The following is a 12,426-nucleotide window of genomic DNA, read 5'->3' on the forward strand; positions in this document are numbered from 1 at the left end:
TTAAGTGTTTATATAGTTTTGTATAAAAGCTATTACCTATTTGAGGTAGCTTGTATTATGGTATAGAGAGAGACCGTTGCTATGTAGTGACAATTAGGGCTTAGAGGAGGCAGTATTATGACTGAAGAATCAGGGAAATATGTAGAATTTGATAAAGACTATACAATGGAAGAAGCCTTGGCAGAGGCAAAGCGCTGCCTAAATTGCGCAAAGCCTTTATGCCGTACTGGTTGTCCCATTGAAAATGAAATACCGCGATTTATCCATGCTATTGCAAGTGGTAACTTTGGAGAAGCTAATGATATTATTGGTGAACGCAGTAATTTGCCGGCCATTTGTGGGCGCGTTTGTCCAAGGGAAAAACAATGTGAAGGGCATTGCATTTTAAATCGTGCTAAAAAGCCGATTAATATTGGTAAATTAGAGCGCTTTGCTGCTGATTTTGAAAGCAATCATGGACTTCGCAAATTAAAACCAATTATAAAAGACCAAGGTAAAATTGCCGTTATTGGTTCAGGCCCAGCTGGTTTGACTGTAGCAGGTGATATGGCTAAACTCGGGTATGAAGTGACCATATTTGAAAAACAAGAAGAGCCAGGTGGTATTTTACTCTATGGTATTCCTGCGTTCCGTCTTGGTAAAGATGTTGTACGCCGCGAAATCGATCGCCTTAAAAAATTAGGGGTGAAATTTGAGTGCAATACAGTTATCGGCCCTGAACGGAGTCTTGATTCCTTGATGGCTGAAGGCTATGATGCTATATTTATTGCCATTGGTACTCATGTGCCAATTCCACTTCCTATGGAAAATGATGAAAAGCCAGGCGTATTGCAGGCTATGGCTTTATTGACGGCTGTACAATTATATAAAAATGGTCGTTTAGGAGAAGAGTCTATTGCCGTAAAACCAGGTGACCGCGTTATTGTAATTGGTGCTGGTAATGTGGCGATGGATGCGGCTCGTACTTGCGTGCGCTTAGGCGCTAAGAGCGTTAGCGTAGCGTATCGTCGTGGCGAAGCTAATATGAGTGCCAATCCATCTGAGTATGAAGAAGCTAAAGAAGAAGGAGTAACTTTTAATTTCTTTAGAGCTCCTGTAGGTGTTGAAGGTGAAGGCGATGAAGTCACAGGCCTTCGCTGTGAAATCCAAGAAGGTCATGAAGATGGCTCCATTACAGGCACTGGTACATATGATATTTTACCAGCTGATAAAATCATCATTGCTATTGGCCAAAAGCCAAATACATCTATTGTAGGCCCTGAAAATGGTATTGATGTAGATAATAATGGCTATGTTATTACTCGTGAAATGCCATATGGCATGACAAGCCGTCAAGGTATTTTTGCCGGTGGTGATATTGTGCATAAACCAGCTACAGTAGTACTTGCTATGCGCGCGGCTAAAAAAGTAGTGGAAGGCATGGTTAACTATTGCGAAGCTAAAAGATACTTAGGTGAAGTGCAATAATTACAGTGTTGATACAAGCTTTTGTAGAAGTATGACAAGTCAGCAAGTAAAAACAATTAAGCAAAAAAAACTAAGTAAAAAAAGTAAGTAAAAACATTCTAAAAAAATAATCTAGTAAATAAAACTAGTAAAAAACAATTTAGTAAATAAAGCTAGTAAAAAATAATCTAGACAACAAAATAAGAAGGAAGACAAATCAAAAGAGGTTCCCTCGATGAAGTTTATAAGTAAAGTACTTATAGACGGTTATAGAGGGAACCTTTTCGTATGTATTGATTTAGTAAGTTAACCTATGTTGCAAAAACAGATAGCAATCATGGGATACAGTGTGTTTAAGTAAAATGCTAGAATCTTACTTTTGTAAGGTTTGAAGTCCTTTGATTATGCGATCTACAGCTTCATTAATAATTTCAGGTGTAGTACCTAAATTGAAGCGGGCATAACTTATGGATTTAGAGGAGAATAAATGGCCATAATTGAGACCTAGTTTGCAAGTATCGCGCAAGAAGCTAGTGGCATTTGTATTGCCAATATAGGCGGAGAAATCAACCCAGCCTAAATAAGTGCCTTCTAATGGCGAAATGACAAGTTTGGGAGCCGCTTCTAACAAACGGTTTCTAAATAGTTCATAATTGCTGTAAATTACTTCTTTTAAGGCATCAAGCCATTCATCGCCTTCTTCATAGGCAGCTTGTGTAGCTACTAAATTGAGTATAGATAGAGGATTTTTATCTATTGATGCAATATATTTATCATACTTACGGCGTAGCTCTTGATTTGGAATAACAACATGAGCAACAGGAAGTGAAGCTAGGTTGAAGCTCTTAGATGTACTAAATAAACTGATAATACGATCTTTGTATTGTCCTTCATTTATTGTGAGTGCTGGTGTAAATTGATGCTCTCCATAGATAAAATCCTGGTGAATTTCATCGCTAATAATAAGTACATCATGGCGTTCACAAATGGCGAAGAGCGTAGCTAGTTCTTCTTTAGTCCATACGCGTCCTACAGGATTGTGCGGATTACAGAAAATAAGCATTTTTACTTTTTGAGTAGTAATTTTATTTTCAATATCAGCAAAGTCCATGGTGTAGCGACCTTGTGCATCTTGAACTAAATCGCTAGTCACTAATTGACGATGGGTGTCTTCTGGCGCTGAATGGAATGGTGGATATACAGGTTGTAAGATCAAGATGCTATCGCCTTCATTAGTAAGGGCTGTGATAGCGTTATAAAAAGCTGTTACTACGCCACCACTTAGGCGCATATGTTGTGGGTCTACGGTGTAATTGTGGCGTCGTTTGAGCCAGCCATTTACCGCTTCTTTATAACCAGTAGGAATGAATGTATAGCCGAAAGCACCATGGTCAACACGTGTTTTTAAGGCCTTAATAACAGCATCTGGAACTTTGAAGTCGATATCAGCTATCCAAAGCGGTAATAGATCTTCAGTGCCAAAGAGTTGCACTAAAGCATCCCATTTTTTACAATTACTGTTACGGCGATCTACAGCATAGGTGCGTAAAAATTCTTCTTTAGTCATAGGGATCTCCTTGTATTAATTTATAGTATATAAGAGTATACGAATTTTATTGGCCAATGAGCCAGTATATAATTTTATTATAACATAGATACATTGATATCAAGTTTCAATAAAATAATAAATTTTACACTATTTAGAATGACACCATGAAATTTTCATAGTTAAATGGTATACTATAAACATACAGTTAGTTTTGTATTTATATATGGAGCTTGTAAGGCTCCTATGTTAATGATAGAGGAGGAGTTTGTGTATGAAACGTAGATTACAACGATATATTATGGCAGCTCTAGTAGGTTCTGTTGCATTAGGTGGAGCTTGGTCTGCGCAGGTACAGGCAAATGATGTAGCTGTAGTAAAAGTAGATTCTGAAGCCGCAGCTGCTGTAAAAAATGATGATGGCGATATTGTAGCAGTACAAACGCCAACAGAAGCACATGGTAATACAACTGGTGTGATGACTAAGCGCATTTCCGATGATATTGCGCCAGCTACTAATAAGGCACTTTGGGAAGATACTGATGAATTAACTCGTGATGCGGATTTAATTAAGGTACCTGATGCTGATGCATACTACCAACGTTTAGCTGTGTCTGTATCGCCAGTAGCTATTACAGGGGATCGTCTCCATATTACATATCCAGAGATTAAATCAGTTAGCCCTTATGTAACTAAAGAAGTGAATAGCCGTATTTTAAAATATGTTCAAACTTTGCAAAAGAATTTAGAGAAGAATAATCTAAAAGCTGATATGAAGGAAAATCTTTATATTACTTATGATGTCGAATCCAATGACAATGGGATTTTAAGTATTTTGATTAAATCCTATACAATTGGGGATCAAGCAGCTAATGGTTTAAATACTGTAAAAGCATTTACTTTCAATAGCACTAGCGGTAGAGTGTTAAAACTTGGTGATTTTGGTGGCGTTTCTAAAGATGTATTAAATGAAGCCATTAACAGCGATGAAGAATTAAAAGAACAATTCTTCCCAGATAGCTTGCCAATCGAAAAAGTACCAGCTGAATTCTATGCAACTGAAGACCATGAACTATACATTATCTTCCAACAAGGTACAGTAGGTCCTATGTCTTCTGGTACTATTTATGTACCAGTAGGTCAAAGTAAGCGCTAATATTAGATAGGTCATACTAAATGCTTAGTATGAAATACATAATATGAAATGAATAATAGGTAATGCGTAATATGAAATATGTGATTTGTCATGTGTATGACATATTTCGTATGACACCTTGGCGTGTTAGCAAAATATAAAAAGGATGACCTCACTAAATCATAGTGAGGTCATTTTTTGCGTTATTTTATTTTCAAGAATAGTGAATAAAATCAGTGAAATCTATGCTATCCTAGGTTTAGGGGAGCCTCCATATGGGTACTAGTTGAGGCTTTATATAAATCCACTTGAGTTTTCTATTAGCATGAGTTGAGATTTTATATTTTATATTTTATATTAGTACTAACTAAGCTTTTTATTAGGATGAGTTGAAGCTGTATATCAGTATTAGTTTAGTCCCTTAGCAGCGAATACTAATTGCTCTCCCATTTCAAAAGCTAAATTTAAATCATTTTCAAAATGTTCTTCGTGGTAGGCTTTTTTATTGCTTTCAGAGAAAATGGAGGATTCAAATTTACTGTAGTCATCAAACTGCACCGTATTATAGGCATATAGTTTTTGTGGTTCTACTCCTAAAATGCGTTGTACACCAACTTCAATGGGGCGTAAACTATCGCGTAAATGATATTGAAAACTTTGTTCTTCGGTCATATTCATGGTATAAATAAAAGCAGAAGGGATTTGCTTTCCTAATACAGAAGGAATTTCTTCGCTGTAAATGTAGTTGGAAAATAAAAATCGTTCAAATAATGCCTGCAAGGTGGCGGTTATATTGCTGAAATAAATAGGAGACCCCCAAATAATAGCATCTGCTTTTTTTAGTTTTTCTATAACAGGGCTAAGATCATCCTTAATGATACAGGTGCCATGCTCTTTGTCTTTGCGCTTGCAATAAAAGCAACTTACACAGCCGCGAAATTGTAGAGGATAGAGGGAAATAAGCTCTGTTTCGGCTCCAGCCGCTTCAGCCCCAGCTAAGGCTTTATTGAGTAGTTCTACAGTATTTTTATTGGGGCGAGGACTGCCATTAATAGCGATTACTTTCATAGTGAAGACTCCTTTTTGATTAATATGATTAGAACTTTCTAAATTAAGAGACGTATTAAATATATACTTCCTTATTTTATAAACCCCTTATATAAGGAGCGGGCTATGACATATGCAATGTATTTTTTCTCAGAAGACTTTTTATCTATTAAGACATTACTTCAAGAATTACCTTTTACAATTTGTAACTTTAAAGAAGGCGATTACTTATGGCGTCCTGGCGATGAAATTGACTACTTACATTATATTAATTCAGGCGTAGCACAGTTTGCTATTAATCATCATTCAGGGCGTGAAAAAATCATTTCCTTTCATGGTCGAGATACCTTATTTCCTGTCTTTTATGAAGGGGCTATACATCTTGAAGGCATTTTAGAAGGGCAAGTATTAACGAATACGCAAACAATGGCTATAAAAAGGGAGGATTTTTCTGAGCTATTTAAGAATCACTCAGAAGTGAGTTTAGCTATTATTGCTTGGTATACTCGATTCGTTAATTTACTCTTATATGACACTGGCCATCAAGAATATAATGATGGTCTGAAAAAATTGTGCAATATTATATATTTATTGCTCTGCCGTGATAAAACGGAATTATTTATTACACAGGAGCGTCTCGGTCGAATATTAGGCATGAGCCGTGTCAATATTAATCGTCATCTAAGTCGCCTCAAAGAAGAAGGAATTATCAAGACTCAAAGGATGCGAATTGAAGTACTTAATAAAGAAAAACTCAAGGCCTATTGTTCTAATGAAACATTAGATATTATATAGCATGCTTTTCGTATGGAATTTTGTAGTTTGTATAGAGTTTCACAGTGTATATAGACTCTTATAGTATAAGTATACTTTCTTCGTTTACATAGAACCTGACAGTTCACATAGAATGTCATAGCAAATTTAGTATATATGCATTTTATTATATTCGTCTGTAAACGGTGATACACAAGACATAAAAAAAGCCCTTAGTCGTTAGAACGGTTGAATGCCAATCTATGGACTAAGGGTTTTTATTATAGAAAATTAAATAGCAGCTTATACATTAAAGCGGAAGTATGTTACATCGCCGTCTTTCATGATATATTCCTTACCTTCTAGACGAACGAGGCCTTTTTCTTTAGCTGCATTTTGACTGCCGCAAGTTACTAAATCATTATACGCAACGATTTCAGCGCGAATAAAGCCTTTTTCAATATCGGAGTGAATTTTACCAGCTGCTTGAGGAGCTTTTGTACCGGCAACGATGGTCCAAGCACGAGCTTCCATTTCACCAGCTGTGAAGAAGTTAATAAGACCTAATAAAGCGTAGCTAGCTTTGATTAGCTTATCGAGACCACTTTCAGAAAGGCCTAATTCTTCTAAGAATGCGCTTGCTTCTTCAGCAGATAGTTCAGCAATTTCAGATTCAATGCGAGCGGATACAACAACGACGCTAGATCCTTCTTTTGCTGCGTATTCTTCCACGCGCTTTACATATTCATTAGCGGAGTAATCGCTGATTTCATCTTCAGAGATATTGGCTACATAGAGGGATTTTTTAGCAGTTAATAAGGTTAACTCTTTTAATACTTCAAGCTCGTCCTCATCAAGACCTTGAGCGCGTACTGGTACAGCATCGCCGAGGCCTACAATTACTTTTTCTAGAATGGGAAGCTCAATACGTGCGTCTTTATCGCCACTTTTCGCAAGTTTTTCAATGCGTTGTTTACGTTTTTCTACGGAGTCAAGATCTGCTAGGCAAAGCTCTGTATTGATGATTTCAATGTCGCGGATTGGGTTAATAGAGCCGGACACATGAGTAATATTAGGGTCATCAAAGCAGCGAACTACTTGTGCAATCGCATCTACTTGGCGAATATGGCTAAGGAATTTATTACCTAAACCTTCACCTTTTGAAGCGCCAGCTACTAAACCGGCAATGTCTACGAAGCGCATAGCTGCAGGGATTACTTTTTTAGAACCATACATTTCAGCCAATTTGTAAATACGATCATCAGGTACATCTACAACGCCCACATTAGGCTCAATCGTACAGAATGGATAGTTAGCGGCTTCAGCGCCTGCTTTAGTAATTGCGTTAAATAAAGTACTTTTACCAACATTTGGAAGGCCTACAATACCTACTTCAAGATTTGTGCTCATAATACCACCTTTTTAAAAATATATTTTGATTTTAATTTTAACTGTATTAAGTTCTAAGATACTAACAATATATTATATCATAGAAATCTCTTTAATGCTGTTAACATCTTATAAAAAGAGGCATAAATAAAATAGAGGGGGAACTAAATAGATACATAGCTAAAAGTGTGCAACAAAAAAATATGTTGCTAAAGAGATATATAACTAAAAAGATATGTTGCTAAAAAAATATGTAGTTAAAAAGATGTGTAACTAAAAGATACGTATCTAAAAAGAGGAGTAACAACTTATAGCGTGGTGCCAGTAGGTGTTACTCCTCTTCAGATTATGTCTTCCTATCCATATGCACTGATTTATAGTTTTTTACTGCATGCATACACTAATCATTGTATTGATGATTAGACGTACTGCATTACCATGCTTACTTATTGATAGGACAGTTTAAGTTCTAAATTTTTATTTTATTATAAGGAATGAGCACGAAGTTCTTCCGCACTGTGAGAGGAAATCCAAGCTGGTGGAATATCGAATACAGTGAAGGCCCCTTTGCCACCATGCTGTGCTAAGCGGTAAATACCACGGGCATAGGCAGTAAGTACAGAACCAGTGAATTCAGGATTGCTGTCAAGCTTTAAGGAATATTCAACAACATGACGAGTGCCTTTTGTGCTTTCACCACTGCGAAGTACGAAACCACCATGAGGAATGCCTTTATGATTTTTGTCTAATTCTTCTTGGGAAATGAAGTTAACAATAGTTTCGTAACCTACGAAATAGTTTTCCATAGTTTTAATTTCATTTTCAATTTTTGCTTTATCAGCCCCTTCAGCAGCGACTACATAGCATTCGCGGATATGGCCTGCTTGAGCAGATACTTCAGGTGTAGCGCCATTGCGGATTTCATCTAAATACTCTTCGCGAGGCACTGTATATTGGCGCGCATCCACTACACCATCAATGCGGCGAATGGCATCGGAATGACCTTGGCTAACACCACGACCCCAGAACGTATAGGATTTGCCTTGTGGTAGAATGCTTTCTGCAAATACGCGTTGTAAGGAGAACATGCCAGGGTCCCAACCGCAGGAGATAAGACCAGCAAAGCCACCTTCTTTAGCTGCTTTGTCTACATTGGCGAAATGTTCAGGAATACGTGCATGAGTGTCAAAGCTATCAATTACATTGAAGTTTTTTACAATCATTGGGGTTTGGTCGATTAGATCAGTAGCAGAGCCACCGCAGAGGACCATAACATCGACTTTACCTTTGAAATTTTCTAGTTCATCCATGGAGTAGCTAGGCACACCACTAACTGTTTGAATGCCCGCACGACGAGAGAATACGCCTACAAGTTCCATGTCTTTTTGAAGTTGAACTGATGCTTCTACACCGTGACCAAGATTACCATAACCAACGATGCCAATTTTAATTTTACTCATAAAAAACCTCCTATTTATATGAAATGTATACTGTACTATAGTTTAAAATGTATACTGTAGCAAAGTTTAAAAGCAGCTATTTTTATATATGAGCTCCTCTTAATGTAAAATCATTAGATTAAGTTTGAGAATCTAATTGATATTGTTTATCTATTTAAGTATACAGCTTGAAGAACGCGCTGTATAGAGTTAGACGTAAAATTTCTATAGAATTTTTGGTATCTTAAAATTAAAAAAAATCATATGAATGTCATAAGGCTATGAAAGTAAAATTTTATATTAAATTGCTTGCTATTTATTATCTTTTGAGATATAATAGTAAAGCTTATTGATGGTAAGCGCTTCCTACCCCTATGGAAGATAGGGGCATTAGTCCGAAAGAGGAGGTGATTTTGTATGAACAAATACGAAGTCATGGTGATTGTGAAACCAGCCGAAGAAGAAGCAACTAACGCTGTCATTGAAAAAATTGAGGCTTTAATTGCACGTGTAGGCGGCACAGTAGAAAAGGTAGATCGTTGGGGCAAGCGTCGTCTTGCTTACGCAGTGAAAAAATTCACTGACGGTTTCTACGTATTGATTAACTTTGAAGCAGATCCTGCTGAAATCAAAGAAATCGATCGTGTATTAAAAATCAACGATGAAGTCCTTAAACACCTAATTGTTAAACACGGCAACTAAGCCCTAGGAGGTTTAACTATGAATTCAGTACAAATCTTAGGTAATTTAGCTCGTGATCCTGAAATTCGCTATACAAAAACTGGTCGTCCAGTTGCTACATTTACTGTAGCTGCGACAAATACTTATTTCGATAGCAATACAAATGAAACTAAAGAGCAAACTGCTTTTATCAATTGCGTTGCTTGGGGTAAGTTAGGTGAAGCGGCAGGTAACCTTCGTAAAGGGAGCCGTTGCTTCGTGGAAGGTCGTTTAAATACTCGTTCGTATGAAACTGCGGACGGTCAAAAACGATATGTTACTGAAGTTGTGGCCAACTTTGTAGGCCAAGCATTAGATACTCAAAACACTGAAAGCTTTGGTGGTGAGTCTTCTAATTTTGATAACTTTGGTGGCGGAAACGAAGAAAACATTCCGTTCTAGTGTTTAGGAGCTGATGTTATGAGTAAATATCCTGATTGGTTAAAATGTAAGCGCTACAAAAAGAAAGCTGACTACAAATGTTATCGGATTAAGTCTGATGGCAGCAAAGAGCATGTGAAAAATGTGCGAATTAATTATCATAACAGCTCTTTGCCACAATCCTGGCGAATTGAAGCTGCGGAGGAGTTTAGTGGTGATTAAGATTAGATTAGATATAGAATATCCTAGTCTAAATGAGTACATTCAAGCAGAACGAAGTAATAAATATAAGGCTGCTAATCTAAAAAAAGAATACACATGCAAGACTATGGCTGCATCTCTTAAATATAGAGGTGCAGTTAAAAACAAAGCTGATATCCACTTTGAATGGCACACGTCACGCAAAGTAGATCCAGACAATTTAGATTTTGCGCGCAAGTTTGTGCTTGATGGTTTGGTAAAAGCTGGCGTTTTAGTCGATGATAACCAAAAGTATATTGGCAGGCTGTCGAGTGAGATTGTAAAAGATAAAAAAGGATATGTAATAGTTGTGATAAAGGAGGAAGAATAATGAAACGAGGATTTATAGTAGGCGAAGGTGTAGAAAAGCCTAGACGTAGCACTGAGTGCAGCGCAGGCTATGATTTCTTTTCGCCGATAAGCTTTTATATGAGACCAGGGCAGTCTGTAGTAATCGATAGTGGTGTACGTGCATACATGAACAAGAATGAGTACTTGTCTTGTCATATTCGTTCGAGTTTGGGCAAAAAGGGCATTGTGCTTACAAATTGTACGGCAATTATTGATAGTGATTATTTTGCTACAGGCAAAACTATAGGAATTATGTTAACCAATAATGGACATGAAACTGTAAGCTTTTACGAAGGCGACAGAATTATGCAGGGAATCTTTAGTGAGTATTTACTTGCTGATGAAGATGATGTAACTGTGGAGCGTGTAGGTGGCATAGGAAGCACTGGTAATTGATAAAGGAGTGGTAGTAATGACAATTAATGCTAGTAATATGCAAAGAATTACTGCTAGATGTAAATATAAGGCGGCTTGGATGGAGTACCGCAAAATTTTAAAGCGGATTAAAGATGAAGCTGATATTGGACATGAGTACGTAGATATGACTGTAAGACGTGATGTTGGTGATAGTTATATGCAACGGATACGAAATAAGCTAGATGATAAAGGGTTTATCACAGTGCTAAATAATTACAATCATTATTACTATTTTAGTGTGGCTTGGTGGCTAAATAAGGAGGATAAATGATGATTAATACTATCAATCTAGACGGAGTCAAATACGTTGATTTATCTGATGTTATCGATGAAATGGAATTAGTCCATGCGGAAAAGGATAATGGCTTTGATGCGTATTCAGCAGCTGTTGAGAAGCTAATCGAAAATTTGAAATATGAGCTTTTGTACTATTGAGCGATTAGTCACTATTATGCAGAATTTTAAAAATAGAGTCTATAATGCGGTTAATAAATGTTTTGAAGGTAGTAGTGGTGTTTGTAGACAACAGATAGTGTCAATTGTAAAAATAAACTCAAGTGTGACAAGGGCTGTTATAGATGTAATAACGAAGGACATGAAGTCTTATTTATTGGATATGATTTTGCGTGAGTCGGGATCTATTAGCATTTATAGGTACGATAAAAAAGACTCGTATGTACTTGATGAGAGGGAAGGATAGTATATGACATCATATGAAATTGATTTAGGTTTTATGGCTGATGATATTATAGACCAATTGGTTGAACAAGGTTATAAGCCTACAGATGTAGATGTATTTAAGAGATTTGAAAAGATTAGAGGGGCTATATCTCAACTTTATGTGTGTGGATATATTTCACATAACACAAACGTTAAATGTAAACAAAAGCTGTTGAAAGAAATAAAAGCACTAGTGTTTGAAAGTGCTAGGAAGGAATAAATATGTGTGATTTTAATGTAATAGCAATTGTGGATATGGTGTTAGATTGTACAAAGTTGCCTAATAACGAAAGAACTATCAGATTAAGAAAGGAAATTATTTGCTGCGATAATGCTCTTGGAGTTGGTGGTACTGTAGAGCAATTAAAGAAGGCGATTAAAGATTATTATCAGTATTACCTTAACTGCAATAACCATGCAATCGCACAAAATAAGTCTTCCGTTGATGCGGTACATAGTCCTAAGCACTACAAACTAAAAGGTCTAGATATTGAGAGTGTGGACGTGATTAAAGCTACTTTATCAGATGATGAATATAGAGGCTGGTGCAAGGGGAATGCTATGAAGTACTTATTTAGAGCAGGTAAAAAGGATGATGAGATACAAGATTTAAGTAAGTGCGATGTATATATTAAGTGGGCTGTAGATGCTATGGAGGGGGTTAGATGACAAGAGCCTATAAAGATCCAACTGCTGATGAAGCCTTAAATAAAATAAGACAAGAAGAAGAGCGGTTGGAGATAGTAATTAAAATTATTAAACTGGTATGTAAATTGGGTGGATTTAGACTTATGCAGCGGATTGTGCTAGTTGATAAGAAGAGTGATAGGATATATAATTAG

At 36.6% G+C, this 12,426-nt stretch carries 17 protein-coding genes; 13 read left to right on the top strand and 4 right to left on the bottom strand.

Annotation, left to right across the window (positions count from 1 at the left end; genetic code table 11):
• Positions 1-117: 117 nt before the first annotated feature.
• Complete coding sequence (locus QZR90_RS06440) at positions 118-1,467, top strand: NAD(P)-dependent oxidoreductase (protein WP_295789995.1); 1,350 nt, start codon at positions 118-120, stop codon at positions 1,465-1,467.
• A gap of 352 nt (positions 1,468-1,819) precedes the next feature.
• Here the strand turns inward: QZR90_RS06440 and QZR90_RS06445 are convergent, their stop codons facing one another.
• Positions 1,820-3,013 (bottom strand): MalY/PatB family protein, encoded by a 1,194-nt coding sequence (locus tag QZR90_RS06445; RefSeq protein WP_295789997.1) that lies wholly within the window; start codon positions 3,011-3,013, stop codon positions 1,820-1,822.
• A gap of 253 nt (positions 3,014-3,266) precedes the next feature.
• On the opposite strand from QZR90_RS06445, the gene QZR90_RS06450 reads away from it, so the two are divergent.
• Complete coding sequence (locus tag QZR90_RS06450; protein WP_295789999.1) at positions 3,267-4,148, top strand: PdaC/SigV domain-containing protein; 882 nt, start codon at positions 3,267-3,269, stop codon at positions 4,146-4,148.
• 387 nt (positions 4,149-4,535) lie between these two features.
• Here QZR90_RS06450 and QZR90_RS06455 read toward each other — a convergent pair whose 3' ends face one another.
• Positions 4,536-5,195 carry a flavodoxin family protein gene (locus tag QZR90_RS06455; protein WP_295790001.1) on the bottom strand — a complete coding sequence of 220 codons (660 nt, stop codon included), beginning with the start codon at positions 5,193-5,195 and terminating at the stop codon, positions 4,536-4,538.
• Positions 5,196-5,300: 105 nt separating this feature from the next.
• Between QZR90_RS06455 and QZR90_RS06460 the strand changes: the two genes are divergently transcribed.
• Positions 5,301-5,969 carry a Crp/Fnr family transcriptional regulator gene (locus QZR90_RS06460; protein ID WP_295790008.1) on the top strand — a complete coding sequence of 223 codons (669 nt, stop codon included), beginning with the start codon at positions 5,301-5,303 and terminating at the stop codon, positions 5,967-5,969.
• Positions 5,970-6,230: 261 nt separating this feature from the next.
• Here the strand turns inward: QZR90_RS06460 and ychF are convergent, their stop codons facing one another.
• Both ychF and QZR90_RS06470 read right to left on the bottom strand, forming a co-directional pair.
• Entirely contained in the window at positions 6,231-7,337 is a 1,107-nt protein-coding gene (ychF, locus tag QZR90_RS06465) for a redox-regulated ATPase YchF (protein ID WP_295790010.1), read from the bottom strand.
• A 464-nt stretch (positions 7,338-7,801) separates the two neighbouring features.
• Positions 7,802-8,776 carry a diaminopimelate dehydrogenase gene (locus tag QZR90_RS06470; RefSeq protein WP_295790012.1) on the bottom strand — a complete coding sequence of 325 codons (975 nt, stop codon included), beginning with the start codon at positions 8,774-8,776 and terminating at the stop codon, positions 7,802-7,804.
• 396 nt (positions 8,777-9,172) lie between these two features.
• On the opposite strand from QZR90_RS06470, the gene rpsF reads away from it, so the two are divergent.
• The 10 genes from rpsF to QZR90_RS06520 all read left to right on the top strand — a co-directional run bounded on the left by rpsF (position 9,173) and on the right by QZR90_RS06520 (position 12,426).
• Positions 9,173-9,457, top strand: a complete 285-nt coding sequence (rpsF, locus tag QZR90_RS06475; RefSeq protein WP_295790014.1) for a 30S ribosomal protein S6 — start codon at positions 9,173-9,175, stop codon at positions 9,455-9,457.
• Positions 9,458-9,475: 18 nt separating this feature from the next.
• Positions 9,476-9,877, top strand: coding sequence for a single-stranded DNA-binding protein (gene ssb, locus QZR90_RS06480; protein ID WP_295790016.1), 402 nt, complete (start codon positions 9,476-9,478; stop codon positions 9,875-9,877).
• An 18-nt stretch (positions 9,878-9,895) separates the two neighbouring features.
• Positions 9,896-10,078: a hypothetical protein gene (locus QZR90_RS06485; RefSeq protein ID WP_295790018.1), complete on the top strand. Its 183-nt coding sequence runs from the start codon at positions 9,896-9,898 to the stop codon at positions 10,076-10,078.
• Complete coding sequence (locus QZR90_RS06490) at positions 10,071-10,427, top strand: hypothetical protein (RefSeq protein ID WP_295790019.1); 357 nt, start codon at positions 10,071-10,073, stop codon at positions 10,425-10,427. The genes QZR90_RS06485 and QZR90_RS06490 overlap by 8 nt, the downstream gene beginning before the upstream one ends.
• The gene (locus QZR90_RS06495; RefSeq protein ID WP_295790021.1) at positions 10,427-10,843 is read left to right on the top strand and encodes a dUTP diphosphatase; all 417 of its coding nucleotides are present in this window, start codon (positions 10,427-10,429) and stop codon (positions 10,841-10,843) included. The genes QZR90_RS06490 and QZR90_RS06495 overlap by 1 nt, the downstream gene beginning before the upstream one ends.
• Before the next feature lie 16 nt (positions 10,844-10,859).
• Positions 10,860-11,135, top strand: a complete 276-nt coding sequence (locus tag QZR90_RS06500) for a hypothetical protein (RefSeq protein ID WP_295790023.1) — start codon at positions 10,860-10,862, stop codon at positions 11,133-11,135.
• On the top strand, positions 11,132-11,299 hold the full coding sequence (locus QZR90_RS06505) for a hypothetical protein (protein ID WP_295790025.1): 168 nt from the start codon (positions 11,132-11,134) through the stop codon (positions 11,297-11,299). Before QZR90_RS06500 ends, QZR90_RS06505 begins: the two co-directional genes overlap by 4 nt.
• 268 nt (positions 11,300-11,567) lie before the next feature.
• A complete protein-coding gene (locus QZR90_RS06510) occupies positions 11,568-11,804 on the top strand; it encodes a hypothetical protein (protein WP_295790027.1) in 237 nt (78 codons plus the stop codon).
• 35 nt (positions 11,805-11,839) lie between these two features.
• A complete protein-coding gene (locus QZR90_RS06515) occupies positions 11,840-12,253 on the top strand; it encodes a DUF3310 domain-containing protein (protein WP_295790028.1) in 414 nt (137 codons plus the stop codon).
• A complete protein-coding gene (locus tag QZR90_RS06520; RefSeq protein ID WP_295790030.1) occupies positions 12,250-12,426 on the top strand; it encodes a hypothetical protein in 177 nt (58 codons plus the stop codon). Before QZR90_RS06515 ends, QZR90_RS06520 begins: the two co-directional genes overlap by 4 nt.

It is taken from the genome of uncultured Veillonella sp., assembly GCF_900545795.1.
GTDB lineage: Bacteria > Bacillota > Negativicutes > Veillonellales > Veillonellaceae > Veillonella_A.

What these genes read in the sequence shown, in the direction of transcription:
- QZR90_RS06495 (WP_295790021.1), top strand. Translation starts at nt 10,427, where the DNA reads ATGAAACGAGGATTTATAGTAGGCGAAGGTGTAGAAAAGCCTAGACGT.
- ychF (WP_295790010.1), bottom strand. Translation starts at nt 7,337, where the DNA reads ATGAGCACAAATCTTGAAGTAGGTATTGTAGGCCTTCCAAATGTTGGT.
- QZR90_RS06440 (WP_295789995.1), top strand. Translation starts at nt 118, where the DNA reads ATGACTGAAGAATCAGGGAAATATGTAGAATTTGATAAAGACTATACA.
- rpsF (WP_295790014.1), top strand. Translation starts at nt 9,173, where the DNA reads ATGAACAAATACGAAGTCATGGTGATTGTGAAACCAGCCGAAGAAGAA.
- QZR90_RS06470 (WP_295790012.1), bottom strand. Translation starts at nt 8,776, where the DNA reads ATGAGTAAAATTAAAATTGGCATCGTTGGTTATGGTAATCTTGGTCAC.
- QZR90_RS06485 (WP_295790018.1), top strand. Translation starts at nt 9,896, where the DNA reads ATGAGTAAATATCCTGATTGGTTAAAATGTAAGCGCTACAAAAAGAAA.
- QZR90_RS06460 (WP_295790008.1), top strand. Translation starts at nt 5,301, where the DNA reads ATGACATATGCAATGTATTTTTTCTCAGAAGACTTTTTATCTATTAAG.
- QZR90_RS06455 (WP_295790001.1), bottom strand. Translation starts at nt 5,195, where the DNA reads ATGAAAGTAATCGCTATTAATGGCAGTCCTCGCCCCAATAAAAATACT.
- QZR90_RS06520 (WP_295790030.1), top strand. Translation starts at nt 12,250, where the DNA reads ATGACAAGAGCCTATAAAGATCCAACTGCTGATGAAGCCTTAAATAAA.
- QZR90_RS06445 (WP_295789997.1), bottom strand. Translation starts at nt 3,013, where the DNA reads ATGACTAAAGAAGAATTTTTACGCACCTATGCTGTAGATCGCCGTAAC.
- QZR90_RS06515 (WP_295790028.1), top strand. Translation starts at nt 11,840, where the DNA reads ATGGTGTTAGATTGTACAAAGTTGCCTAATAACGAAAGAACTATCAGA.
- ssb (WP_295790016.1), top strand. Translation starts at nt 9,476, where the DNA reads ATGAATTCAGTACAAATCTTAGGTAATTTAGCTCGTGATCCTGAAATT.
- QZR90_RS06505 (WP_295790025.1), top strand. Translation starts at nt 11,132, where the DNA reads ATGATGATTAATACTATCAATCTAGACGGAGTCAAATACGTTGATTTA.
- QZR90_RS06500 (WP_295790023.1), top strand. Translation starts at nt 10,860, where the DNA reads ATGACAATTAATGCTAGTAATATGCAAAGAATTACTGCTAGATGTAAA.
- QZR90_RS06510 (WP_295790027.1), top strand. Translation starts at nt 11,568, where the DNA reads ATGACATCATATGAAATTGATTTAGGTTTTATGGCTGATGATATTATA.
- QZR90_RS06450 (WP_295789999.1), top strand. Translation starts at nt 3,267, where the DNA reads ATGAAACGTAGATTACAACGATATATTATGGCAGCTCTAGTAGGTTCT.